The 23,550-nt window shown below is 72.5% G+C and carries 24 protein-coding genes; 16 read left to right on the plus strand and 8 right to left on the minus strand.

Going from position 1 to position 23,550, the window contains the following annotated elements:
- Positions 1-54: 54 nt before the first annotated feature.
- Complete coding sequence (locus tag J2S66_RS03525) at positions 55-1,002, plus strand: lysyl oxidase family protein (RefSeq protein WP_310303717.1); 948 nt, start codon at positions 55-57, stop codon at positions 1,000-1,002.
- 89 nt (positions 1,003-1,091) lie between these two features.
- Complete coding sequence (locus J2S66_RS03530) at positions 1,092-2,174, plus strand: serine/threonine-protein kinase (RefSeq protein WP_310303719.1); 1,083 nt, start codon at positions 1,092-1,094, stop codon at positions 2,172-2,174.
- A gap of 4 nt (positions 2,175-2,178) precedes the next feature.
- On the opposite strand, the gene J2S66_RS03535 is transcribed toward J2S66_RS03530, so the two are convergent.
- The gene (locus tag J2S66_RS03535; protein WP_310303721.1) at positions 2,179-2,955 is read right to left on the minus strand and encodes an alpha/beta fold hydrolase; all 777 of its coding nucleotides are present in this window, start codon (positions 2,953-2,955) and stop codon (positions 2,179-2,181) included.
- A gap of 83 nt (positions 2,956-3,038) precedes the next feature.
- On the opposite strand from J2S66_RS03535, the gene J2S66_RS03540 reads away from it, so the two are divergent.
- The gene (locus tag J2S66_RS03540) at positions 3,039-4,346 is read left to right on the plus strand and encodes an aminotransferase-like domain-containing protein (protein ID WP_310303724.1); all 1,308 of its coding nucleotides are present in this window, start codon (positions 3,039-3,041) and stop codon (positions 4,344-4,346) included.
- Positions 4,347-4,422: 76 nt separating this feature from the next.
- Here the strand turns inward: J2S66_RS03540 and J2S66_RS03545 are convergent, their stop codons facing one another.
- Entirely contained in the window at positions 4,423-5,073 is a 651-nt protein-coding gene (locus J2S66_RS03545; protein WP_310303726.1) for a MarR family winged helix-turn-helix transcriptional regulator, read from the minus strand.
- Between the two features lie 110 nt (positions 5,074-5,183).
- Here J2S66_RS03545 and J2S66_RS03550 point away from each other — a divergent pair, with 110 nt between their 5' ends.
- Complete coding sequence (locus J2S66_RS03550; protein WP_310303729.1) at positions 5,184-5,729, plus strand: carboxymuconolactone decarboxylase family protein; 546 nt, start codon at positions 5,184-5,186, stop codon at positions 5,727-5,729.
- A gap of 121 nt (positions 5,730-5,850) precedes the next feature.
- On the opposite strand, the gene J2S66_RS03555 is transcribed toward J2S66_RS03550, so the two are convergent.
- Positions 5,851-7,446 (minus strand): glycoside hydrolase family 64 protein, encoded by a 1,596-nt coding sequence (locus tag J2S66_RS03555; protein ID WP_310303731.1) that lies wholly within the window; start codon positions 7,444-7,446, stop codon positions 5,851-5,853.
- A 177-nt stretch (positions 7,447-7,623) separates the two neighbouring features.
- Between J2S66_RS03555 and J2S66_RS03560 the strand changes: the two genes are divergently transcribed.
- Positions 7,624-8,829: a cysteine desulfurase-like protein gene (locus J2S66_RS03560; RefSeq protein WP_310303733.1), complete on the plus strand. Its 1,206-nt coding sequence runs from the start codon at positions 7,624-7,626 to the stop codon at positions 8,827-8,829.
- 111 nt (positions 8,830-8,940) lie between these two features.
- On the opposite strand, the gene J2S66_RS03565 is transcribed toward J2S66_RS03560, so the two are convergent.
- Positions 8,941-9,411 carry a MarR family winged helix-turn-helix transcriptional regulator gene (locus J2S66_RS03565; protein WP_310303734.1) on the minus strand — a complete coding sequence of 157 codons (471 nt, stop codon included), beginning with the start codon at positions 9,409-9,411 and terminating at the stop codon, positions 8,941-8,943.
- Between the two features lie 63 nt (positions 9,412-9,474).
- On the opposite strand from J2S66_RS03565, the gene J2S66_RS03570 reads away from it, so the two are divergent.
- A complete protein-coding gene (locus J2S66_RS03570; RefSeq protein WP_310303737.1) occupies positions 9,475-10,479 on the plus strand; it encodes a hypothetical protein in 1,005 nt (334 codons plus the stop codon).
- On the opposite strand, the gene map is transcribed toward J2S66_RS03570, so the two are convergent.
- The gene (gene map, locus J2S66_RS03575; RefSeq protein WP_310303739.1) at positions 10,476-11,297 is read right to left on the minus strand and encodes a type I methionyl aminopeptidase; all 822 of its coding nucleotides are present in this window, start codon (positions 11,295-11,297) and stop codon (positions 10,476-10,478) included. The two genes, J2S66_RS03570 and map, sit on opposite strands and share 4 nt — an antisense overlap.
- Positions 11,298-11,384: 87 nt before the next feature.
- On the opposite strand from map, the gene J2S66_RS03580 reads away from it, so the two are divergent.
- Both J2S66_RS03580 and J2S66_RS03585 read left to right on the plus strand, forming a co-directional pair.
- Positions 11,385-11,654: a helix-turn-helix transcriptional regulator gene (locus J2S66_RS03580; RefSeq protein ID WP_310303741.1), complete on the plus strand. Its 270-nt coding sequence runs from the start codon at positions 11,385-11,387 to the stop codon at positions 11,652-11,654.
- Between the two features lie 74 nt (positions 11,655-11,728).
- The gene (locus tag J2S66_RS03585; protein ID WP_310303743.1) at positions 11,729-11,890 is read left to right on the plus strand and encodes a hypothetical protein; all 162 of its coding nucleotides are present in this window, start codon (positions 11,729-11,731) and stop codon (positions 11,888-11,890) included.
- Positions 11,891-11,905: 15 nt separating this feature from the next.
- On the opposite strand, the gene J2S66_RS03590 is transcribed toward J2S66_RS03585, so the two are convergent.
- Genes J2S66_RS03590 through J2S66_RS03600 form a run of 3 tightly spaced genes read right to left on the minus strand, consistent with a single transcriptional unit; the run spans position 11,906 to position 15,562 of the window.
- Entirely contained in the window at positions 11,906-12,487 is a 582-nt protein-coding gene (locus J2S66_RS03590; RefSeq protein WP_310303745.1) for an acetoacetate decarboxylase family protein, read from the minus strand.
- Positions 12,488-12,494: 7 nt separating this feature from the next.
- Positions 12,495-14,171, minus strand: a complete 1,677-nt coding sequence (locus J2S66_RS03595; protein WP_310303747.1) for an FAD-dependent oxidoreductase — start codon at positions 14,169-14,171, stop codon at positions 12,495-12,497.
- Positions 14,168-15,562 (minus strand): flavin-containing monooxygenase, encoded by a 1,395-nt coding sequence (locus J2S66_RS03600; protein ID WP_310303748.1) that lies wholly within the window; start codon positions 15,560-15,562, stop codon positions 14,168-14,170. Before J2S66_RS03600 ends, J2S66_RS03595 begins: the two co-directional genes overlap by 4 nt.
- A gap of 72 nt (positions 15,563-15,634) precedes the next feature.
- Here J2S66_RS03600 and J2S66_RS03605 point away from each other — a divergent pair, with 72 nt between their 5' ends.
- The 8 genes from J2S66_RS03605 to J2S66_RS03640 all read left to right on the plus strand — a co-directional run bounded on the left by J2S66_RS03605 (position 15,635) and on the right by J2S66_RS03640 (position 23,488).
- Positions 15,635-16,633: an AraC family transcriptional regulator gene (locus tag J2S66_RS03605; protein ID WP_310303750.1), complete on the plus strand. Its 999-nt coding sequence runs from the start codon at positions 15,635-15,637 to the stop codon at positions 16,631-16,633.
- A gap of 16 nt (positions 16,634-16,649) precedes the next feature.
- A complete protein-coding gene (locus J2S66_RS03610; protein WP_310303752.1) occupies positions 16,650-17,084 on the plus strand; it encodes an SRPBCC family protein in 435 nt (144 codons plus the stop codon).
- Positions 17,085-17,284: 200 nt separating this feature from the next.
- Positions 17,285-19,351, plus strand: a complete 2,067-nt coding sequence (locus J2S66_RS03615) for an acyltransferase family protein (RefSeq protein ID WP_310303754.1) — start codon at positions 17,285-17,287, stop codon at positions 19,349-19,351.
- Positions 19,352-19,546: 195 nt separating this feature from the next.
- Positions 19,547-19,924 (plus strand): hypothetical protein, encoded by a 378-nt coding sequence (locus J2S66_RS03620; RefSeq protein WP_310303756.1) that lies wholly within the window; start codon positions 19,547-19,549, stop codon positions 19,922-19,924.
- Between the two features lie 57 nt (positions 19,925-19,981).
- Positions 19,982-21,079, plus strand: coding sequence for an IS630 family transposase (locus tag J2S66_RS03625; protein ID WP_310302350.1), 1,098 nt, complete (start codon positions 19,982-19,984; stop codon positions 21,077-21,079).
- Positions 21,080-21,232: 153 nt separating this feature from the next.
- A complete protein-coding gene (locus tag J2S66_RS03630; RefSeq protein WP_310303758.1) occupies positions 21,233-21,649 on the plus strand; it encodes a helix-turn-helix domain-containing protein in 417 nt (138 codons plus the stop codon).
- Positions 21,538-22,320, plus strand: a complete 783-nt coding sequence (locus J2S66_RS03635; RefSeq protein WP_310303760.1) for an IS630 family transposase — start codon at positions 21,538-21,540, stop codon at positions 22,318-22,320. Before J2S66_RS03630 ends, J2S66_RS03635 begins: the two co-directional genes overlap by 112 nt.
- A 202-nt stretch (positions 22,321-22,522) precedes the next feature.
- Positions 22,523-23,488, plus strand: a complete 966-nt coding sequence (locus J2S66_RS03640) for an NACHT domain-containing protein (RefSeq protein ID WP_310303763.1) — start codon at positions 22,523-22,525, stop codon at positions 23,486-23,488.
- Positions 23,489-23,550 lie beyond the last annotated feature (62 nt).

The raw sequence follows: 23,550 nt of genomic DNA on the forward strand, positions 1-23,550 counted from the left end.
CTCATTAGGTTCCGGGTGGACCATTCGGTGCACTCGGAACCACTGGGAGAGATCGTGCGCAGGTATGCGGCCCTGTCCGCCACGGCGGTGCTGGTGGCGGCGGTCGTGGGGCCGTCGAACGCGCAGGCCGTGGACTCGGTCCTGCTGCCCGACCTGAGACAGGCGCCCGTCGGCTGCCCGGGGGGCTTCTCCGGCGACCCGGCGCGGTGCGCGGACTGGGACGTGTGCGTGGTCGCCGACCCGGACGCCCCGAACGGGGAGTGCCTGGGACGCGGCGAACCCGGTCGTGCCGCGCGGCTCAGGTTCACCACATCGGCGGACAACATCGGGGACGGTCCGTTGCTGATCTACGGCAGTCGCGGTAGTGCGGCGGAACCGACGATGACCGCGCGGCAGGCGTTCCAGTCCGCTGTGGACGGATCGATCCCCGGCTCGTACGCCGCGGCGCAGCACCGCGCGCCCGCGACCCTCTACTACGAGCCCGCGCCGGCCCACACGCACTGGCACCTGCTCGGCTTCGAGCACTTCCAGCTCCGCACCCCCGCCGGCGACGCCGTGGTGGTCGACCGCAAGACCGGCTTCTGCCTCGGCGACCGCTATGAGGTCGACGACGAGCTGGCGCGGCGCCCGGACGACCGGACCACCCCGGAGGGCAGGCTGGCCGGCTACCTGCGGCTGAACCGCTGCGGTCACCACGCGCCGGAGGCGCTGGAGGTCGCCGAGGGCATCTCGGTGGGCTACGGCGACGACTACAAGCACACCGTCGACTTCCAGTGGCTCGACCTGACCGGCGTGCCGTCGGGCACCTACGACGTGGTCAACGTGGTCAACAGCGACCGCACGCTGGTGGAGAAGTCGTACGACAACAACGCCTCGTCCGTGGCGATCACCCTGCGCTGGCCGGGTGGCGCCGAGCGGGCGCCCGCCGTGATCACCGCTCCGCCGCTGGTCAGGGTCGTGCGCAGCTGTCCGGGGCAGGAGCGCTGTGCTCGCCGAGGGTGACCGCCGGCGGTCACCGTGATCACGGTCGGGTGTCGGTGAACGGCCCGGGGTGGCGTTCCGGTTTGCCCGCCGGGACGGCGGGAACCCCGGTGCGACCGCACCGCGACGGGAAGGGCGAAGCCGTGCCGCTGTCCACCGAGGACCGGGTGCTCGCCGGTCGGTACCGGTTGGCGGGCAAGCTCGGCACCGGCGGCATGGCCGAGGTGCACCGCGGGTGGGACCTGCTGCTGCGCCGCTACGTCGCGGTGAAGCTGTTCGACGCGCAGGGCGACGTGGCCGGCGGGGTCGCGAGCACCCGGTTCGACCACGAGGTGCGGACGATGGCCGCGCTGTCGCACCCCGGCCTGGTGTCGGTGTACGACGCGGGCACGTGCGGGCGCACCTCGTACGTGGTGCTCCAACTGGTCGAGGGCTGCACGCTGCGCGACCGGCTGGCCAAGGGCCCGGTGCCGACGGGGCAGGTGAGGCGGATGGGCGCCCGGCTGGCCGACGCGCTGGCGCACGTGCACGAGCGCGGTGTCGTGCACCGGGACGTCAAGCCGTCGAACATCCTGCTCGACGCGTCCGGCGCGCCCCACCTCGCCGACTTCGGCCTGGCCCGCTCGGCCTGGTCGACGCAGCTCACCAACCACGGGCAGGTCATCGGCACTGCCTCCTACCTGGCGCCGGAGCAGGTGCGGGGCGAGGAGGTCGGGCCGCCCGCCGACGTCTACGCGCTCGGGCTGGTGCTGCTGGAGTGCCTGACCGGGCGGCGCGAGTACCAGGGCAACCGGGTGGAGGCGGCGGTCGCGAGGCTGCGCCGGCCCCCCGTCGTGCCGCCGCACCTGCCTCCCGAGATGCACCGCCTGCTCACCGCGATGACGTCGCTGTCGCCGCACCGCCGGCCGACGGCGGCCCAGTGCGTGGCCCAGCTGCGCAGGCGGCCCAGGCCCGCCGCGCACCCCGCCGAGGCGCGCACGGACGTGCTGCCGGCCGTGCCGAAGGCCCGCACCAGGCTGATGATCGCCGGTGCGGCGGTGGTGTGCCTGGTGGGCGGGGCGTGGGCGGTGGCGGACCGGGTCGACGGGCCCGGCGGGCAGCGGGTCGAGCAGCGGGTGGACCGGCAGGTCGGCCGCGAACCGGTCGGGCCCGGCACCCCGGCGCCGATCGACGCCATCCGCGCCACGCGGTAGCGCGTCAGCGGTCGGGCAGACCGGCCAGGAACTCGTCGACGACCCGGTTGAACAGCGCCGGTTGTTCGAGGTTGGGCAGGTGCCCGGCGCGCGGGACCACGGCGAGCGCCGAGCCGGGCACGGTCCCGTGCAGCCGGCGGGCCGTGGCGACCGGGGTGAACTCGTCCTCCTCGCCGACGACGACCAGGACGGGCACCCGCGCCGCGGCCAGCGAGGGCGTGTAGTCCGGTCGGGCGGCCCGACCGCGCAGGGCCGCCGCCGCGCCCGCGGGTGGTGCGCCGCGCATCATCCGCCGCACGTGGTCGACCACGCCCGGCTGCTCGACCGCCGTCCTCGGGGAGATCATCTTCCGCATCAGCTCCTCGGCGTACGGGCCGATGCCCTCGCGCTCGACGCGGTCGGCCGTCTCGTGCCTGGCCCGTGCGGCGGCCGGTTCGTCGGCTTCGTGGGTGGTGTCGGCGAGCACCAGTGCCCGCACGCGCTCCGGGTGCGATCGGTGCAATTCCATGGTGATCTGGCCGCCCATCGACAGGCCCCAGACCACCGCCCGGTCGATTCCGAGGTGGTCGAGCAGCGCGACCAGGTCGTCGGCGAAGGCGGGCAGCGGCGTGGTGCCCGCCGCGCCCGTCGCTTCGCCGTACCCGCGCAGGTCGGGGACGACGACCCGGTACCTGTCGCGGAAGTGGTCGAGCTGCGGCCACCACATCGAGCGGTCGAACGGGTGTCCGTGGACCAGCAGCAGCGGCGGGCCGTCGCCCTCGTCGTCGTACGCGTTCACCATGTGCGCCCCCTTTGACGACGAGCCTAGGAAACGCGATCATCGCGGTGCAATCAAAACAATGCTCTCGGTGCAATGAGGTGCGCGTGGACCACCGGGTGATCGCCGACCGGATCGCCGCCGACATCGCGGCGGGCAGGCTCAAGCCGGGTGACCGGTTGCCGCCCCAGCGGCGCTTCGCCCGACGGCACGGCATCGCCGCGTCCACCGCCGCCCGCGTCTACGGCGAGCTGGCCCGGCGCGGCCTGACCACCGGTGAGGTCGGGCGCGGCACGTTCGTCCGCAGCGCCCGACCGGCCGAGCCCGCGCTCCCCGAACCGGGCGGGGCGCGCGTCGACCTGGAGTTCAACTTCTGCCTGCTGCCCGCGCAGGCCGAGCTGCTCGCGCCCGCCCTGCGCGGGCTCGTCGACGACGGCCTGGTCGCCGCGACGACCCCGGTCGGCGTCGCCGGGACCCCCGAGGTGCGGGCCGCGACCGCCGCGCTGCTGGCGCGGGGAGGCTGGGCGCCCGACCCGCGGCGGGTGCTGTTCACCGGCAACGGTCGCCAGGCCATCGCCGCCGCCGTGGCCGCACTCGTGCCGGTGGGCGGGCGGCTCGGCGTGGAGGCGGTCACGTACCCCGTGGTGAAGGCCCTCGCTGCCCGCCTGGGCATCACGCTCGTGCCGCTGGCCGTGGACGACGCGGGTGTCCTGCCGGACGCGCTGCGGGCGGCCGACGTGCGCGCCGCCTACCTCCAGCCGGTCCTGCACAACCCGCTCGGCACGACCGTGCCGCCGGGGCGGCGCGCCGAGCTGGCCGAGGTCGTGCGCGACCTGGACGTGCAGGTGGTCGAGGACGCCGTCTACGCGTTCCTGGGCCCCGACCTGCCGCCGCTCGCGCCGGAGCGCACCACCGTCGTCGACAGCCTGTCCAAGCGGCTGGCGCCGGGCCTGACCCTGGGGTTCGTCGTGCCGCCCGGGCACCTGGTGGACCGGGTGGCCGCCACCGCGCGCTCCGGCGGTTGGGCGGCGGGCCACTTCGCGCTGGCCGCGGCGGGCCGCTGGCTGGCGGACGGGACCGTGCGCGCCGTCGTGGACCGCAAGCGCGCGCTCGCCCGGGAGCGCCAGCTCCTCGCCCGCACCCACCTGGCGGGCTTCGACGTGCGGGGCGACCCCGGCGCGTTCCACTGCTGGTGGCGCCTGCCGGACGGGTGGCGGGCCGAGACGTTCACCGCCGCCGCGAGCCGGCGGGGCATCGCGATCACCCCCGCCGCCGCGTTCGCCGTCGTGCCGGGGCACGCCCCGAACGCCGTGCGCCTGGCCTTGGCCTCCACCGACGAGGACACCCTCGTCCCCGCCCTGACCACCCTGGCCGCGCTCGCCCGCGGCGCACCGGAGGACGACTTCCCCGACTGACCCGCGTGTCGTGCGTTCGCGCCTCGCGTGTCGTGCGTTCGCGCCCTGCGTGTCGTGCGTTCGCGGCTCGGGGTGGTCAGGCCGGCGTCGCGGAGGTGAAGCGCTCCCACGCCCGTTGCTGCTGCTCGGCGTCGGCGTCGGCCTGCTCGGGGCAGTCCAGGCGCAGGTGCCGGTCGCCGAACGGCGCGTCCAGGTAGGCGCAGTGGTGGGGGTTCACGGGGTCCTCGTGGACGCGCGGTCGGAAGTAGCGGCACGTCACGCAGGTGCGCTGCGGCGGGATGTCGCCGTTGAGCTGGAGCGTGCGGATCAGCTTGACCAGCAGGAGCAGCATGGCGGCCTGCTCCGCGTCGTCGAAGTTCTCGACGGCCCGGCTCAGGAAGCCCGGCCACTCGCTCGCGCGGTCCGCCACCGCCTCACCGGCCTCGGTGAGGCGCAGGGTCACGGACCGCTTGTTCGCGCCGGGCTCCTTCACCACGAGTCCCTTGGTGACCAGGGTGCCCACCGCGGTGCTGGCGGTGGCGGTCGAGACGCCGAGCAGGGCCGCCAGGCCGCCCAGGCTCGCCGGTCGTCCTCGCAGCAGTTCCAGCGCCTGCGCCTGCGTCGGCGTCACGCCCGCGGGACCCGCTCCCTTCCACGCCCGGCTCTTGAGCACCGCGCCGATCTTGGCGAGACCGCTGGTCACGCGCGTGGGAACGGGCTCGCTGATCGCGTCGAAGCTCACATCCACTGTTCGTACTCCTAACTATGTCTTGACGCGGGCCGGCTCAGATTGATAGTACTACTAACGATCGCGATCGCAGCACCTCGACCCACTCGCACTGACAGGAGCACCACCCCATGTCCCGAGTCACACTGGTCGACTCCCAGACGGCCCCCGCCGAGGCGAAGCCCCTGCTGGACGACATCACCGCCGCTTTCGGCACGACGCCCGCCATGTTCAAGGCGGTGGCGAACTCGCCCGCCGCGCTCACGATGATGTGGGCGGGCTTCGGCGCTCTCGGCGGCGGGCGCCTGGGGGCGAAGCTGGGCGAGCAGGTCGCCGTCCTCGTGGCCGACCGCAACAGCTGTGAGTACTGCCTGGCCGCCCACACCGCCCTGGGGCGCAAGGCGGGCGTGTCCGCGGAGGACATGGGCCAGGCCCAGGCCGGCCACTCGCACGACCCGCGCACCGCCGCCGCGCTCGGCTTCGCGGCCAAGCTCGTCGAGGACCGCGCGCAGGTGACCGACGCCGACGTGGAAGCGCTGCGCGCCGCAGGTTTCGACGACGAGGAGGTCGTGGAGCTGGTGGCGCACGTCGCGCTCAACCTCTTCACGAACTACGTCAACGTCGCGCTGTCCGTGCCGCTGGACTTCCCGAGGGTCGCCCTGCGCAAGGCCGGCTGACCCCGAGAGTCCGACGCTCGGGAGCCCTGAGTTCTTCACTCGCGAGTGAAGAACTCAGGGCTCCTGGAAGTACGACTCGCGAGGCCTGGGTGTTGGACTCTCGTCGGTGGAGCGCCTCGGATCAGGCGCGGCGCCACTTCTGGTTCGCGCCGCCGACGCAGTCCCACATGTGGAGGACCGCGCCGTTGGCCGGGTTCCACTCCGCGACGTCCACGCACTTGTTCGCCTGCGGGTTCACCAGGTCACCGGCAGCGGTCAGGGCGAACTGCTGCGCCGGGTTGCCGGAGCACGTGGCGAGCTGCACGGCCGCGCCGTTGGCCGTCGAACCCCACGCCACGTCCACGCACTTGTCGTTCCGCGTGCGGATCGTGCCGCCGGTGAACTCGAACTTCTGGTTGGCGCCGCCAGTGCAGTCCCGCACGGCCAGGCGCTGCCCGTCGGCGAAGTTCCCGTTCGGCACGTCGACGCACTTGCCGTGCCAGTTGCTCACGATGCTGCTGCCGCCGGCGGGCGGGGGAGTGGTGCCGCCGCCGGTGAACGGGTTCAGCGTGATCCCGGCCGAGCGCGGGTCGCCGTCGTGCACCAGGGACTCCTGCGCCTGCACGTCGTCGAACGCGAACCCGTAGGCCTTGCCGTCCACCATGTTCTGGTGCACCAGCCGCGAGTAGTGGTTGGTGATCGCGCCCTGGTAGAAGTCGGCGGGCCCGCCGCCGGGCTGGGTGTCGATCCGGCCGAGCGTGGAGCGGTGCAGCGCGGCGCACAGGGTGCGGGCGATCGGGCCGACCACCTGGTCGTTGGGCGCGTGCAGCGCGCCGTCGCAGCCCCACACGTCCGCCGTGGACGGCTTCGCGAACGACGCCACCCGCTGCCCGGCGGTGTTCGTGAAGTCCATGGTGGTGCCGGAGGTGCGGCCGAAGTACTTCACGTCCGGGCGGTCGCCGAACGGCTGCACGGTGAGCGTCCTGGACGTGTAGGCGTTCCACGCCTGGGTGATGTACGAGTCGAGGTAGTTGCGGTCGAACAGGCCCACGTCGGCGGCCTTGCCCGGCGCGAGCACCCGCAGCACCGTGCCGTCCGGGCGGGACATGACCGATCCGCCCCAGCCCGCCTGGCCGCGGATGCCGCTGATGATGGCGTCCCGCCCGCCGGGCTTGAGCTCACCGGTCTTCTTGGTGGCGCCGCTCGCGCCGGTCACCGACACCGCGTGCGGCACGGCGAACATGTCCACCTGGGAGCTGTTGAGCCACAGGCCGTCGTCGTTGTAGGTGAACTCGCTCCAGTCGAACAGGATGCCGCTGTTCGGGTCGCCGGACGCCCAGGGCGCGGGCTGCACCAGGCCGTCGGGCGTGAGGGAGAACTTCAGCTTCTCACCGAACGACATGTAGACGCGGCCGGAGATGAACCGGGGCACGCGCAGCGTGACGCTGCCGCCGGGACCGGGGCCCGCGATGGACACGTCCGGCGCGGGCGTGGGCGGGTTGCCGCCCGGCGACCACGGCGTGAACCCGCCGGCCTGGTTGACGTACCCGAGCCGGCCGGCGCGGATGTCGGTGCCCAGGACGTACAGGTGCACGGCCTCGGGGCGGCCGCTGTCGTTGGTGACGGTCAGCGGCAGCAGGTCGGGGCCGATCGCCTGTGCCGGTGCGATCGCGATCGCCGCCGACGCGGTCGCCGCCAGTGCGGCGAGCGCGCTCAACCACTTCGTCCGAGTGCGCATGTGACTCCTTGTGCAGGGGGCAGTCGGCAGACCCCCGACCGGTTCCAGGGCGGCCGGGCGGTCTCCGCTCCCGCGATCACGGACAACTGGTCCAGACCGCTTCGTGAGAGCGCTTCCATGGTTGTGCGCAGATGCGAGCCCTGTCAATACCGGGAGGCGCGGTGCAGAGTGGACGGCATGACCTACGACGTCGACGCCGTGCGCGCCCAGTTCCCCTCGCTCGCCGCCGGGACCGCCCACTTCGACGGCCCCGGCGGGTCCCAGGTGCCCGCCGCCGTGGCGGACGCGGTGCGCACCGCCATGACCTCCCCGCTGTCCGTGCGCGGCACGGTCACCGACGCCGAACGCGCGTCCGACGTGATCGTGCGCGAGGCGCGTCGGGCCCTCGCCGACCTGGTGGGCGCGTCGTCCTCGGGGATCGTCTTCGGGCGCTCGATGACGCAGCTGACCTACGACTTCGCCCGCACGCTGGCCAAGGGGTGGGGCCCCGGTGACGAGGTCGTGGTGACGCGCCTGGACCACGACGCCAACGTGCGGCCCTGGGTGCAGGCGGCCGAGGCCGTCGGCGCGCGCGCCCGGTTCGCCGCGTTCGACCCGCGCACCGGTGAGCTGACGCCCGACGACGTGGCCGCCGTGCTGTCGCCGCGCACCCGGCTGGTCGCGGTGACCGGCGCCTCCAACCTGATCGGCACCCGCCCCGACCTCAAGGCGATCGGCGCGCTGGCGCACGAGGGCGACGCGCTGTTCGCCGTGGACGGTGTGCACCTGGCCGCGCACGCGTTCGTCGACGTCGAGGAGATCGGCGCGGACCTCTTCACCTGCTCGCCGTACAAGTTCTTCGGCCCGCACATCGGCGTGCTGGCGGCGCGCCCGGAGCTGCTGGAGGGCCTGCGGCCGGACAAGCTGCTGCCGTCGACGGACGCCGTGCCCGAGCGGTTCGAGTTCGGCACGCTGCCCTACGAGCTGCTGGCCGGCTGCACGGCGGCGGTCGACGTGATCGCCGGTCTCGTGCCGTCCGAAGGGGACCGTCGCGCCAGGATCGCCCGGTCGTTCGCCGCGGCGGAGGCCCACGAGGAGCGGCTGCGGAAGGCCGTGGAGGACGGGCTGGCCGCGCTGCCGGGCGTGACCGTCCACTCGCGCGCCGGGCGTCGCACGCCCACGCTGCTCGTCACGTTCGCCGACCGGTCCGCGGCCGACGCGCACCACTTCCTGGCCGGGCTGCGCGTCAACGCGCCCGCCGGGTCGTTCTACGCGATCGAGGCGTCCCGGTGGCTCGGCCTGGGCGACCAGGGAGGGCTGCGCGTCGGCCTGGCCCCGTACTCGTCCGACGACGACGTGGCCCGCCTGCTCGACGGCCTCGACCGGTTCCAGCGAACGGCCTAGTCCGTCGCTCGCCGACGTGCCCGATGCGGCGCGGGCCGAGGTCGCCGGGGAGCCGGTGAACCTGGGGGAGCAGGTCGCCGAGGCCGACGCGCGGTCGTGACCACGCGGGTGTCAGGGGGTGCGGGCCGCCGCGGCGATCAGGGTGATCAGCTGGTGCCGGAAGTGGTCGTAGTCGTCCACCGCGCCCAGCAGCGACTCGGACTCCTGCTCCTCGCGGCGGGCCGCGGCCAGGACCTCGCGCCCGGCCTCGGTGATCTCGACCAGCACGCGGCGGCGGTCGCGGACGTCGGCGGCGCGGGCCACGTGACCCGAGCGGTCCAGGCGCTCGATGGTGCGGCTCATGGTCTGGTCGGTCACCTTGCACAGGCCCGCCAGTTGGCGCTGCGCGAGCGGGCCGTCGGCGAGGTGGTGCAGCGCGATCAGGCCCGCGTGGGTCAGGCCGAGACCGGCCAGCACCTCGTCGAACCGGCTCTCCACCACCCGCGCGGCCACCGACAGCAGCCGGCCGGTCGGCCAGGAGGCGACGTCGGCGCGCACCCGGTCGGTCCGGTGCGCCACCTCCCGCTCGTCGCCTCTGCCCATCAGGCCATCTTCGCAGAGTGCGTGCGGGCGGGTGATTGTTCAGCTTGCTGAACGTTTGGCATCATGGCCGGCGTGCTGGACGACGTGCGCGGACGGACCCGCCTGCCGCTGATCGGGGTGGCCGCGAGCGCGGTCCTCACCGGTGTGGTGTGGCTGCTCGGGCAACGGCTGCACGGTGTCGACCTGCTGCCCGACCAGGGCGCCTCCTGGTACTACTGGAAGCTCCCCGACCCGACGTCCTGGACCCGCGCGTCGGCGTGGCTCGGGTACGCCGCGCACCAGGTCGTGTCCTGGGTCCTCATCCACCACGCGCAGACCCGCGTGCGCCGGTACGCGACCGGCCTGCACCCGGTGAACGTCGTCGCGCTCGCCGCCAACGCCGGCTTCGTCGGCCTGCACGCCGCGCAGACGCAGGTGTTCTACGACGGCCTCGCGCAGGACGTGTCGATCTTCAGCTCCCAGGCTTCGGTCGTGCTGCTGCTGGCGGCCGTGCTGTTGATGGAGAACCGCCGGCGCGGCCTGTTCTTCGGGCGGCGGGCGCCGATCTCGGCCGACGTCGTGGCGTTCGCGCGGCGCTACCACGGCTACCTGTTCAGCTGGGCCGTCGTCTACACGTTCTGGTACCACCCGGTGGAGAGCAGCAGCGGTCACCTGGTCGGGTTCTTCTACATGTTCCTGCTGCTGTTCCAGAGCAGCCTGATGTTCACCGCGGCCCACACGAACAGGTGGTGGACGCTCGGGCTGGAGGTCATGGTCGCCGTGCACGGCGCGCTCGTGGCCGTGATGAACTCCGGACCGGGCGGCGCCTGGCCGATGTTCCTGTTCGGGTTCGTCGGCGTCTTCGTGATCACCCAGATGCACGGCGTGGGCCTGAGCGCGGCGACCCGGTGGTGGATCGCCGGCTCGGTCGTCGTGGCGGCGGCGTGCGTCTACTCGTGGCGGGGGTTCGGGAAGGTCGACGAGGTGGTGCGCATCCCGGCGATCGAGTACCTGCTCGTGGCGGTGCTGGCACTGCTGGTCTGGGCGCCGCTGCGACTGGTCCGCACCGGCGCCCGTCGACGGGACTAAGGGGTGTCCGCGGCCGGCCGGGCGGCGGTGGTCCGGGTCGCGGGGACCTCCGCCTCGCGGCGGGTGAGCACCAGGGGGCCGTCCTCGGTGATGGCGACCGTGTGCTCGGAGTGGGCGGTGCGCGAGCCGTCGGCGGAGCGGATGGTCCAGCCGTCGGGGTCGTAGGTGATGCGGTCGGTCGTGCGCGCGAACCAGGGTTCGAGCGCGAGGGTCAGCCCCGGCCGGAGCTTCATGCCGCGGCCCGCCTGGCCCTTGTTGGGGACGTGGAGGTCCTCGTGCATGGTGCGGCCGATGCCGTGGCCGCCGAACTCGGTGTTGACCGGGTAGCCGTACTCGCGGGCCACCGCCCAGATGGCCGCCGAGATGTCGCCCAGGCGGTTGCCGGGGCGTGCCGCCCCGATCGCCGCCTCCAGGGCCTCCTCGGTGGCGCGGATGATCCGCAGGTCCTCCTCGGCGGGGGTGCCGACGACGACCGTGCGCGCCGAGTCGGCGGCCCAGCCGTCGATGCTGACCGCGATGTCCGCGCTGAGCACGTCCCCGTCGCGCAGGGTGTAGTCGTGGGGGAGGCCGTGCAGGACGGCGTCGTTGACGGACAGGCAGATGACGTTGCGGAACGGGCCGCGCCCGAAGGACGGCGCGTAGTCCCAGTAGCACGACTCCGCCCCGCGCCGCTCGATCATGCCGCGGACGTGGTGCTCCAGGTCCATCAGGTTGACGCCCACGTCGGCGAGCCGGCCGACCTCGGTGAGCACCTCGGCGACGAAACGCCCGGTCGTGTGCATGAGTCGGATCTCGTCGGGCGTCTTGAGCTCGATCACGAACTACCTCGCGTCACAAGGGTTGGTATAGTTATACCGAAACCGTAGCACTTGCCGGTATAACTATACCAACCCTATCCTGGTCGTATGGTCCGCCAACCGCTCACGCCCGAGCAGGTCGAAGCCGGCAGGCGCCTGGGCGCCCTGCTGCGCCAGGCGCGCGCGGGACGCGACCTGGCGGAAGTCGCGCACGCGGCCGGCATCTCGCCGGAGACGCTGCGCAAGATCGAGACCGGGCGGCTGCCGTCCCCCGGGTTCGGCACGGTCGTCTGCCTGGGCGAGGCGCTCGGCATGCCGGTCGAGGAGCTGGCGGCCACCTGGCGCGGCGGCGACGTGCGGCTGGAAGCCGCCTCCTAGCCGCTGTCGCGGCGCTCCCGCCGGTGCCACACTGGGCCTGCCCGCGTTCTCACCGGATCGGGGAAGGAAGCGCCATGACACGCCTCTCACGATTGCTGCCGGTTCTCGCGCTCGCGCTCGGCGCACTGGCACTCGCCCCAGCCGCCACCGCCACCCCGTCGACGGACGGCTACACCTGGAGCAACTCGGTCGGGACCGGCGACATCGGCACGAACGGCTACACCTGGAGCAACTGAGCCGACGGGGGTCGGCTACCGGCGACGGGGGCCGAAGCGCAGCCGCAGGCCGCTCACCCCGACGCTCGCCACGGGGCGGTGCGGCGCCAGCCACCCCAGCGGTCCGTCGGGCCGGATGTCCCAGGTGGCGCGCGCCGGCGTGACGCGGGCCGTCGCGCGCAGCGGGGTCCGCGCCACCCCGCCGCCCAGGAACTGCCACGTCGAGGCGCCCGCCGGCAACCGCAGGCCCGCGCGGCCGGGTGAGCAGGACACCGAGGCGATCGGGCCGTCGGCCGTCTCCGCGTCGAACCGCGTCGGGAACGCGGCCATCTCCTTCGGGATGCCCCACAGCTCCCGCCCACCCGCGCGGGACGCCTCGCTGTCCACCCAGATGTGCGTGATCGACACGCCGAGCCGGCGCACCAGCACGGCCGCCAGCAGCTCCCGGTACGCCATGCCCGGCGGCGCGTACTCGACGAACGCCGTGCCGACCACCGCGCGCCCGCCCACCACCAGCGGCGGCACGGGGAGGGCCGGCAGCGCCGAGGCGGGCACCAGCCACGTCGTCACGCACGCGCGGCCGTGCAGCACCCACGGTTCCGGCGGGTAGTCCACCATCACGTCCTCATCTCCGGGGGTCGACGGCTCCGGGGGGCAGCGCGCCGGGGGCGTCGTCCGGCACCACGGGCGAGACCGGCGGCACGGGCGCCAGCCGCACGTACCCCTCGCCGATCGCGGGCCGCGGGTCGGGCTCGCCCGCGTTGGGCCACAGCGCCATCGCCCGCTCGGCGAGCGCGGTGATGGTCAGCGCCGGGTTCACGCCGAGGTTCGCCGGGATCGTCGACCCGTCCACCACGTGCAGCCCGGGATGACCGTACAGCCGGTGGTAGGGGTCGACCACGCCCGTGGACGGCGCGTCGCCGATCACGCACCCACCGATCAGGTGACCGGTCAGCGGCACGTCCGCCAGGTCGGCCCACGAGCCGCGCGCGACCCCGCCGACCCGGGCCGCGACCCGCCGCGCCACCTCGTGCCCCACCGGCAGCCACGTCGGGTTCGGCTCGCCCTCGCCCTGCCGGGTCGTCACCCGACGCCCGAGCGGGCCGCGCCGCTCCACCGTGGTCAGCGAGTTGTCCAAGCCCTGCATGACGAGCAGCGCGATCGTGCGCTCCGACCACCGGCGCGGGTCGTGCAGCCACCCCTGGTCGCGCCACCCGCGCGCCAGCTCCGCCAGGCCGCGCCGCAACCGCCGCGGACCGCCGTCCACGAGCACGGTCATCAGCAGCCCCATCAGGTTGCTGCCCCGCCCGTAGCGGACCGGTTCGACGTGCGTGTCCGCGTCCGGGTGGAACGACGACGTGATCGCCACACCGACCGAGTGGTCCACTTCGGACGACCGGACCCGCACGCCCAGCACGGCCTCGGAGTTGGTGCGGCACAGCGCTCCCAGGCGCGGCGAGATCCCCGGCAGGCTCGTGCGCCGCAACCGGTGCAGCAGCCGCTGCGTGCCCAGCGACGCCGCCGCGAACACCACCTGCCGGGCGGTGAACCGCCGTCGCCGCCACGAGCCGGTGCGCCGCGCCGTCACCTCGTACCCGTCGCCGCGCGGCCGCACGTCCACCACCGTGGTCAGCGGGTGCACCACCGCGCCCGCCAGCTCCGCCAGGTGCAGGTAGTTCTTGACCAGCGTGTTCTTCGCGCCCACCCGGCAGCCGACCATGCACTGGCCGCAGTGCGTGCACGGCGACCGCGTCGGCCCGAGCCCGCCGAAGAACGGGTCGCCCGGCGGCCCGAAGTGCACGCCCACGTGCGAGCGCCGGTACGTGCCGCCGACGCCCATGTCCCGGGCCACGTCCCGCAGCACGCGGTCGGCGGCCGACGTGCGCGGGTTCGGCACCACGCCGAGCATCCGGGACGCCTGGTCGTAGTGCGGCGCCAGCTCGGCCCGCCAGTCGGTGACGTGCGCCCACTGCCGGTCCCGGTAGAACGCCTCCGGCGGTTCCCACAGCGTGTTGGCGTACACCAGGGACCCGCCGCCGACGCCCGCGCCGCTGAGCACCAGCACGTCGCGCAGCAGGTCGACCCGCTGGATGCCGAAGCAGCGCAGCCACGGCGCGAACAGGTACCGCCGCAGCCGCCACGAGGTGCGCGCGAAGTCCTCGTCGGCGAACCGCCGCCCGGCCTCCAGCACGCCCACCCGGTAGCCCTTCTCGGTCAACCGCAACGCCGACGTGGCGCCGCCGAACCCCGAGCCGATCACCAGCACGTCGTAGTCGAACCCCTCGTCGCCCACCGCGCTCACCCTCCCACCGGTCGCAGGTCGGCGAGGTCGGCCCGCGCGGTGCGCAGCCGGTACTCGGCGACCTGGCCGGGCCAGTTCGTGGTCACCCGCTCGCCGTCGCGGTACCAGCTGCGGCACAGGGTCCACACGCTGTGCCGCAACCGCCGCTGCACCTCCGCGTCGAACGCCTCCGCCACCTCGCGGCGCACCTCCACCGGCCGCCCGCCGAAGTGCCGCAGCACCCGCACCACGTACCGGATCTGCGCCTCGACCATGGTGAGCACCGAGTTGCCGCCGAGGTTCGTGTTCGGCCCGTAGAGCAGGAACAGGTTCGGGAAACCGGGCACGGTGATGCCCAGGTGCGCCCGCGCGCCGCCCGCCCACTCGTCGGACAGCAGCCGCCCGCCGGCGCCCCGGACCTCCATCGGCGCCAGGAAGTCCGTCGCGGCGAACCCCGTGCCGTAGACCAGCACGTCCGCCTCGTGCACCACCCCGTCGGCGGTGCGCACCCCGCTCTCGACCAGACCGGTCACCCGCTCGGTCACCACGTCCACGTCGGGCGAGGTCAGCGCCGGGTACCAGTCGTTGGAGAACAGCAGCCGTTGGCAGCCCGCCGGCGCGCCGGGCGCGAGCCTGGCCCGCAGCACGGGGTCGCGCACCCGCCAGAACCGGTGCAGCGCGGTCGCCGCCTCCACCACCGACCGCGACCACGGGCCGCGGGTCAGCGCGAACGTCAACGCCTCGCCCGCCACCCACGTGCCGAGCCGCCCCACCCGCCCGCCGAGCAGCGGGGCCGACCGCGTGACCGCGTCCGGTTTCGGCAGCACGTGCGGCGCGGTCCGCTGGAACACCACCACGCGCGCGGCGACGCGCCGCAGGTGCGGCACGAACTGCACCGCGCTCGCGCCCGTGCCGATGACCGCGACCCGCCGCCCGGCCAGGTCCACGTCGTGCCGCCAGCGCGCGCTGTGGAAGGCGGGGCCGCCGAACCGGCCGGGCAGGTCGGGCACCGCCGGGCGCGACAGCTGGCCCACCGCGCTGATCAGCACGTCGGCCTCGACGACCGACCCGTCCGCCAGCCGCACCCGCCACCCGCCGGGGCCGTGGGACGCGCCCGCGACCTCGCACCCGGTCCGGACGAGGTCGCGCACCGGTGCGGCCAGGCGGCGGAGGTGGGCCAGGATGTCCGGCTGCCGGGCGTACCGGCGCGGCCAGGACCGCTGCCGCGCGAAGGAGAACGAGTACAGCGACGAGGGCACGTCGCACGCGGCGCCCGGGTAGGTGTTGTCCCGCCACACCCCGCCCACGTCGTCGGCGCGCTCCAGCACGACGACGTCGCCGACGCCCGCGCGCCGCAGCGCGAGCGCCATCCCGATCCCGCTGAACCCGGCCCCGACGACGACCACCCGCATGATCCCCGACGCTAGGGAGGACCCCCCGAACGCACCAGGACATCGCGGGCCGCGTAGTTGACAATCGTGGCCATGGCCCAACCGTGGGACTTCCGCCGCGGCGTCGCGGGCACGGCCCTGCTGGTGCGCTTCGGCGGTGATCGCGGTGTGCCGGCGGACCGGCTGCTCGCGGGCAGCGGCCTGACCGCCGCGCACCTCGCCGAACCGGGCGCGGAGGTCGAGGCGCGCCAGGAGCTGCGGGTGGTGCGCAACCTCGTGGAGGTGCTGCCGGACAGCGGCGTCGCGGTCGGCCGCCGGTACCGCGCCACGACGTTCGGCGTGCTCGGGTTCGCGTTCCTCAGCTGCGCCACCGTGCACGACGCCGTCGAGACCGCGCTGCGCTACCTCGACCTGAGCTTCGCGTTCACCGACCCGAAGGCGTCGGTCGAGGACGACCGGGTGGTCATCACCCTGGACGACCGGTCGCTGCCCGCCGACGTCGCCCGGTTCCTCGCCGAGCGCGACCTCGCCGCGATCCACACCGTGATCGACGACCTGCTGCCCGGTGGCGTCCCGGTGCTGGGCGTGGGCTTCCGCTTCGCCGAGCCCGCCGACACCTCGGGCTACGACTTCGGCGTGCGGCCGGTGTTCGGCGCGGACCGCACCGGCTCGTCGTTCGACGCCGCGTTCCTCGGCCGCGCCCTGCCGCTGGCGAGCCCGGAGGCGAGCGCGGCGTGCCAGGCGCAGTGCCGCGACCTCGCCGGTCGCCGCCGGGACCGGGACGGCACCGCGCGGACCGTGCGGGCCAGGCTGGAGCGGTCGCCCGCGTCGCCCGCCGAGATCGCCGCGGAACTGGCGGTCAGCCCGCGCACCCTGCGCCGCAGGCTCGCCGCATCGGGCACCAGCTTCCACGAGCTGCTCGACGAGGCCCGCGCGGCGCGCGCCGACGTGCTGCTGACCACGACCGCGCTGTCCGTCGAGCGCATCGCCGAGGAGCTGGGCTACGCCGAGTCGGCGAGCTTCATCCACGCGTTCCGGCGCTGGCGCGGCACGACCCCCGGCGACTACGGCCGCCGCCGGCGGGCGGTGTAGCGCCGCGGACGCGGCGGTGATCGAGGCGACCAGGACGGTGGTGGCGCACGCCGACCCGCACGCCGTGGCCTCCCGCCTGCGCGACTTCGCCACCCTCGCGCGGGACGACCCCGGCACGTCCTCCTGCACCCGCCTCGGCGCCGGTCCGGTCGCAGCCGGCGCCCGGTGGCGCGCCACCGCCCGCTTCCTGGGGCACCGCGCGGTGCTGGTGTTCGAGCTGGTCCGGGACGAACCGGAGCTGATCCGGTTCGTCGGGGCGCACGGCGGCACGACCGCGACCCGGGAGATCGCGCTGACCGCCGGCCCGCTGCCGGGCACCACCCGCGTCACGCACCGCGCGCGCGTCGACTTCCACGGCGAGGAGCGGCTCGCCACCGTGTTCGCGCGGTTGGCGCTCAAGCACGAGGCCGACGGCGCCGAGGCCGGCCTGCGCCGCCTGCTCGACGCCTGAGGCAAGGGCGGCGCGCACGCGCACCGCGTCGACAACGCCACGGAGCGTGACCGGTCGTCGGGGTGTCGGCACGCGGACAGCGCAAGTCACCGCGTCCGACCGGCCGCCGTTCGTCACAGTTGTGTCGGGGCGTGCACGGGGGACGGAGGTGTGTTCAATACTGTCCCCCGTCCTAATTACCTCGAACGTGTGGTGGTGTCGTGAGCACAGTCGTCGACGAGCGCGCGGCACCCCCGTCGGAGGACGCCAGACGCGGGTTCCGCACGGACATCCAGGCGCTGCGCGCGGTCGCGGTGCTCGCCGTCGTGGTCAACCACCTGTGGCCGCACGCGCTGACCGGCGGGTACGTCGGCGTCGACGTGTTCTTCGTGATCTCCGGCTACCTCATCACCTCCCACCTCGACCGCGAGATCACCGCCACCGGGCGGGTGCGGCTCGGCCGCTTCTACGCCCGCCGGGTGCGCCGCCTGCTGCCCGCCGCGTTCCTGGTGCTCGCGGTCAGCCTCGTCGCCGCCTGGTTCCTGCTGCCCTACCCGCGCTGGCGGGCGAACGCGACCGAGGCGTTCGCCGCCGCCACCTACTGGGAGAACTGGCTGCTGGCGGCCAAGTCCGTCGACTACTCGGCGGCCAACGCGGCGGCGAGCCTCGTGCAGCACTACTGGTCGCTGTCCGTGGAGGAGCAGTTCTACCTGGTCTGGCCGCTGCTGCTGGTGCTGCTGGTGAAGGTCCGGGCACGCCGGGCCCAGCTCGTCGGCGTCGCGGTGGTCAGCGCGGCCTCGCTCGCCTTCTCCATCCACTACACCCAGGTCGAGCCCACCCAGGCGTACTTCGTCACCCCGGTCCGGGTGTGGGAGTTCGGGTTGGGCGCGCTGGTCGCCCTCGCCGCCGTGCGACTGCCCGCGCGCCTGGCGGAGGCGGCCTCGTTCGCCGGGCTGTCGATGATCGTGTGGTCGGCGTTCGCCTACGGCCACGGCACGCCCTTCCCCGGCTGGCACGCACTGGTCCCCACCGTGGGCACCGCGCTCGTCATCGCCTCGGAGGGCAGGCGGTGGCACACGCCGGTCACCGCGGCCGCGCCCGTCCAGTTCCTCGGCGGCATCAGCTACTCGCTGTACCTGTGGCACTGGCCGCTGATCGTGGTCGCGCCGTTCGTGTTCGGCGTCCCGAGCGGGAAGCTCGGCACGCCGCACCTGCTCGGCGTGCTCGCCGTCGCCGTCGTGCTGTCCTGGCTATCCAAGCGGTTCGTCGAGGACCGGGGCATCACGCTGACCCGCCGCACCGGCGTGACGTTCGCCGGCATGGTCGCCGGCCTGCTCGTCGTCTCGGTGGCCGCCTACGGCCTGAACTGGACCTACGCACGGCACGTCGCCCAGGCCGAACGCGACATCGAGGCAGACGGCGGCGGCCTGTGCCACGGCGCGCGGGCCATGGTGCCCACCAACGGCTGCCCCGACCCGCTCGGCCCGGCCCGGGTCGTGGACATGGGCCCGGCCAACCAGTACTTCGGCGAACCTCCCGGCTGCACCGCCCCCGAGCGGCACCGCGTGCGCCAGGAGGACGTCAAGGTGTGCGACTACAGCGGGGGAGCGACCGACCCGAAGGTGGTGTGGCTGGTCGGCGACTCGCACGCCCAGCAGTGGCAGCCGCCGGTCGCCGACCTCGCCCGCCGGCACGGCTGGGTCCTCAAGTACGCCTACCTCGGCGGCTGCCCGATGGCCGACGTCGCGTTCACCGCCTACCACGACCCGGTCACCGAGGAGCGCAAGCGGAACTGCCTCGACTGGTCCGCGCGCACGGCGGACACCATCACCGGGGACGCGCCGGACCTGGTGCTCACGTCGTTCTTCGCGCGGCGCGAGTACGTGGACGACGGCAGCCGCCGGTCGGCGACCGAGCAGTACCGCGACGGCCTGGAGCCGCGCTGGCGGAAGTGGACCGACGCGGGCGCGCGCGTCGTCGTGCTCGGCGACCCGCCGTTCAACGGCGAGGCCCGCGACCCCGACTGCGTGTCGCTCAACCCGACGACGCCGGGTGACTGCGCCGTGGACCGCGCCACCGCCCACCCCGAGGACCCGCTGGCCGAGGTCGCCCGCACCAGCGCCAACCCGGCCGTGTCGCTGGTCGACCTCACCGACTACTTCTGCGACGACCGCAAGTGCCACGCGGTGATCGGCGGGGTGGCCGTGTACTACGACACGGACCACCTGAACCGCGAGTTCAGCCGGAGCCTGACGCCAGTGCTGGACGAGGCGATCGGGCTGCGCTGACCCGAGCGCACGAGCAACGCGGCAGTGACTTCCGGCCTTTGGCGGGTCCTCTCCGCAGAGATGCGGACCGAACGGCCACCGCGTGTCCGATCATGGCTTGATCATGGCCTTGTAGCGCTTTTGGGTGCTCGTACGACAGTCCAGAAGCAGGTGTGGCGTGGTTGAAGTGGATGAACGCAATGTGAGGTAATGTCGGTGAACCCGTGGTGGCGCAGGACGATCGTCATAACCGCGGTGGCCGCTGGCGCGTGGGCGGTCACGAGATCCGAGTGGTGGACCTGGCTCCGGACCGGTGACCACCCCGTGTGCGACGTCGTGGAAGGCTTGAGCTGGATCTCCGCAGTGTTAGCGGTCATGCCGACGGCGATCTTTGCCATTGCTTGGGCGTGGCGGGGCGCGACCACCCGTGAGGCAGCGGCAACCCGGGCCGAACCGCGGGCTGCCGCGTCCACCGTCGCCGACACCGCCAAGTCGCGGTTCGGGCCGCTCCTGCTCGGCTTCGTGCCTTCGCTGCTCGTCCTGGTCTCCGGACACCTCTTCCTAGTGCTGCATCTCGGAACGTCGACCCGGTAATCGGTCCGGTGGGCTGACGGTCCAGGCTGGTCCTCCCATGTCGAGCGGGAGGTGGTCGTGGGTCGTCGTCCGGAGGTGTTCGTCCGGCCCTTGTCCATGGAGGAGGGCCGCAAGCTGGCCCGGATCGGCCGGACCGCGAAGGACCCGGTGCGGTTGCGCCGGGCGATCGTGGTCCTGATGTCCGCCCAGGGTCAGGCAGTACCTGACATCACATCGTTGATGCAGGTCAGCGCCGACTATGTGCGTGATGTGATACATGCGTTCAACGAGCGGGGGTTCGCGGCGCTGGACCCAAAATGGAGCGGGGGACGCCCGAAGACGATCGGTGAGGCGATCCGTGAACGGATCTGCCTGATCGCCCGGACCTCCCCCGCCTCCTGGGGCATCACCGCGTTCTCCACCTGGTCGCTGTCCAAGCTGCGCGACCACCTGCTCGACCGCGGGACCGTGGCGGCGATCAGCCGGGAGACCCTGCGCCGCATCCTGCACGCAGGTGGCGTGTCCTGGCAGAGCACCTCCACTTGGAAGGCCTCCACCGACCCGGACTTCCTCACGAAGATGCACCGGATCCTGGACCTCTACGACCACCCGCCCGCCGGGGGCCGGGTGATCTGCATCGACGAGTTCGGACCACTCAACCTGATGCCCCGTAAGGGCAAGGTCTGGCGGCCGACCGGCTCACCACGGCGATTACGGGCCACCTACAACCGCCACCACGGCGTCATGCACATGCTGGCCGCACTCGACCTGACCACCGGGAAGATCCACTATCGGATCCGGCGTCGCAAACGCCACGGCGAACTCCTCGACCTGCTCGCGAGTCTGCGGGCCCGTTGGCCGGACCAACGCCTCCACCTGGTCATGGACAACTTCTCGCCCCACCGCCACCCCGACGTCCGCGACTGGGCCGCCGCCAACGACGCCGAGCTGGTGTTCCTGCCGACCTACAGCTCCTGGCTGAACTGGATCGAGGCCGAGTTCACCGCCCTGCGCTACTTCACCCTCAACGGCACCGACCACCGCAGCCACGCCGAGCAGAACGCCGCCATCGCCGCCTACATCCGCTGGCGCAACGCCCGAGCCCGACCCAAGACCAGCTTCGCCACCGACTCACCCATCCGCACCTGGACCGATTACCCGGCCAAGGCTGCGTGACGCAGCACTAGTAGCGTGTCGCTGCTTAGTTGTGGCGCTTGCGGCTGGGAGGCTGTTGTCCGGCAGGTCCCTTTCCCCTGCCGGACAAGGACTGGTGTGGTGGTATCGCATTTGAAGCGGCCGGTCAGGCTGTCGGCACGGGATCGTGAGGAGTTGATCCGGTGGACCACGACGGGTGTGCATCCGGCGTCGTCGATCATGCGGGCCCGGGTGCTGCTCGCGCTGGACACCTCGGCAGGCGAGCCTGATTCGAAGGAAGTGGTCGCGGCGCGGCTCGGGGTCTCGGGCGAGACGCTGCGGCTGGTCGCCAGGCGGTTCGCCGAGACCGGCGGCGATGTCCTGGCCACGATCTCGCGCAAGAAGCGCGACCTTCCGCCGGTGCCGTCCCCGGTGACCGGGGAGGTGGAGGCCCGGCTGATTGCCCTGGCGTGCTCGGCGCCGCCGGAGGGGTATGCCCGGTGGTCGTTGCGACTGCTGGAGAAACACGTCCAGCTCACCGAGGACATCCCGGACCTGGACCACTCGACCATCGGCCGGGTTTTGAAAAAACGGAACTGCGTCCTCATCTGAGGAAGTCCTGGAACATCCCGCCGCGGGCCAACGCCGAGTTCGCCGCCCGCATGGAGGACGTCCTCGCCGTCTACGCCCGGCCGCACGACCCCGCCCGTCCCGTGGTGTGCATGGACGAGAAACCCTTCCAGCTCCTCGGCCAGGTCCGCGACCCGCTGCCGGCCCGGCCGGGCAAGGATGCCCGCGAGGACAGCGAATACGCCCGGTGCGGCACCTGCTCGATCTTCGTGTGGGCCGAGCCCTTACGCGGATGGCGCCGCGTGCACGCCCTGGCCCAGCGCACCAAGATCGACTGGGCAGGGCAGGTCAAACACCTGCTGACCGTGGACTATCCCGACGCCGAGACCGTGGTACTGGTCATGGACAACCTCAACACCCACGGCATCGCCTCGCTCTACGAGGCCTTCGAACCCGGCGAGGCCTTCGCCCTGGCCCAGCGCCTGGAGATCCACCACACCCCCAAACACGGGTCCTGGCTCAACATCGCCGAGATCGAACTGTCCGCACTGTCCCGGCAATGCCTCGACCGCCGCATCAGCGACCTCGACACCCTCAACGCCGAACTCGCCGCCTGGCAACACGCCACCAACGCCAACCAGCGGGGAGTCGACTGGCAGTTCACCACCGACGACGCACGCGTCAAACTCCGCCACCTATACCCCAAAGGTTAGATGCGACGGTCTACTAGCTCTGGCCGTGTTCTGCCTGTCCGAGATCATCATAGGGTTCGTGGTGTTCGCCCATAGCGTGATGAAGGATCTCGGAGAGCGTTGGAAGGCTCGCCTCACGGAGCGTGTGGATCACGCGGTCATCAGAGGACTGTCCAGGTTCGGCAAACACTACAGTGAGTACGTGTCAAGGAGCCTCCGCCTAGTGGAGGAGCAAGGCCCCGCCACGACCGGATTCTTCCGCCCAGACCTGGACAACGTTTACGTTGACGTCCGAGTGTCCCCGGAAGCGCCGCAACTGGTTCCCACCGGCCTGGTGGCCGAAATGATCGCAGACGACCCACAGAAGCGCCGCAACCTCCAAGAGTTTATCAACCAGTCGGTGCCGAGTGTGTTGGCCGTAGTCGGAGCGCCCGGGAGCGGGAAGACGACGCTGCTACGGAAGACCGCTCTCGACATCTGCAAGAAGTCCAAGGCCAGGCGGGATGTTCCGCTTCTGCTGTACTTGCGGGATCACGTCACCCTGATCGTGCAAGACCCCCAGGTCGATATCGTCACACTGGTGCGTCGTCATCTTGAACGCTTCCGCGTCGAAGATCCACCAGGCTGGTTCGACCGCCGGTTGCGTGCTGGCAAGTGCGTAGTGTTGCTGGACGGTTTGGACGAGGTGGCGGACGAAGCGGATCGGCGAGCTGTGTCTGAGTGGGTCGGACACCAAGTGGATAAGTATCACAAGAACGACTTCGTGATCACCTCGCGCCCGCAAGGATACTTGACAGCCAAGGTCGACAAAGCTTTGGTGCTCAAAGTCCAACCCTTTACGTCTGATCAAACGACCCGCTTCGTCCACCGATGGTATGAGGCCATCGAAAGTCGGGCTGCCGGTGTGGGTGATGATGCCGTGATGTTGCGTGCCGCTGCTGCGGCGAACGACCTGCTTGATCGGCTTGATAACACGCCAGCGCTTTACGAGTTGACGGTGAATCCCTTGCTCTTAACGATGATCGTCAACGTGCATCGATACCGGGGAGCGTTGCCGGGGCGTCGGGTCGACTTGTATGGTGAGATTTGTGAGGTCATGCTCTGGCGCCGCCAGGAGGTCAAAAATTGGCGGTTGAAGTGGGCGGCAACAAGAAGGAAGCGCTGTTGCGACTGCTCGCCTACAAGATGATGGTAGATGAGACTCGTGACCTGCGGCGTAGTCGGGGGCAGGTTCAGACGGTCGTAGCATCT

This window comes from Saccharothrix longispora (genome assembly GCF_031455225.1).
Taxonomy (GTDB): domain Bacteria; phylum Actinomycetota; class Actinomycetes; order Mycobacteriales; family Pseudonocardiaceae; genus Actinosynnema; species Actinosynnema longispora.

What these genes read in the sequence shown, in the direction of transcription:
- J2S66_RS03535 (WP_310303721.1), bottom strand. Translation starts at nt 2,955, where the DNA reads ATGGTGAACGCGTACGACGACGAGGGCGACGGCCCGCCGCTGCTGCTG.
- J2S66_RS03550 (WP_310303729.1), top strand. Translation starts at nt 5,184, where the DNA reads ATGTCCCGAGTCACACTGGTCGACTCCCAGACGGCCCCCGCCGAGGCG.
- J2S66_RS03555 (WP_310303731.1), bottom strand. Translation starts at nt 7,446, where the DNA reads ATGCGCACTCGGACGAAGTGGTTGAGCGCGCTCGCCGCACTGGCGGCG.
- J2S66_RS03560 (WP_310303733.1), top strand. Translation starts at nt 7,624, where the DNA reads ATGACCTACGACGTCGACGCCGTGCGCGCCCAGTTCCCCTCGCTCGCC.
- J2S66_RS03565 (WP_310303734.1), bottom strand. Translation starts at nt 9,411, where the DNA reads ATGGGCAGAGGCGACGAGCGGGAGGTGGCGCACCGGACCGACCGGGTG.
- J2S66_RS03570 (WP_310303737.1), top strand. Translation starts at nt 9,475, where the DNA reads ATGGCCGGCGTGCTGGACGACGTGCGCGGACGGACCCGCCTGCCGCTG.
- J2S66_RS03580 (WP_310303741.1), top strand. Translation starts at nt 11,385, where the DNA reads ATGGTCCGCCAACCGCTCACGCCCGAGCAGGTCGAAGCCGGCAGGCGC.
- J2S66_RS03585 (WP_310303743.1), top strand. Translation starts at nt 11,729, where the DNA reads ATGACACGCCTCTCACGATTGCTGCCGGTTCTCGCGCTCGCGCTCGGC.
- J2S66_RS03590 (WP_310303745.1), bottom strand. Translation starts at nt 12,487, where the DNA reads ATGGTGGACTACCCGCCGGAACCGTGGGTGCTGCACGGCCGCGCGTGC.
- J2S66_RS03600 (WP_310303748.1), bottom strand. Translation starts at nt 15,562, where the DNA reads ATGCGGGTGGTCGTCGTCGGGGCCGGGTTCAGCGGGATCGGGATGGCG.
- J2S66_RS03605 (WP_310303750.1), top strand. Translation starts at nt 15,635, where the DNA reads ATGGCCCAACCGTGGGACTTCCGCCGCGGCGTCGCGGGCACGGCCCTG.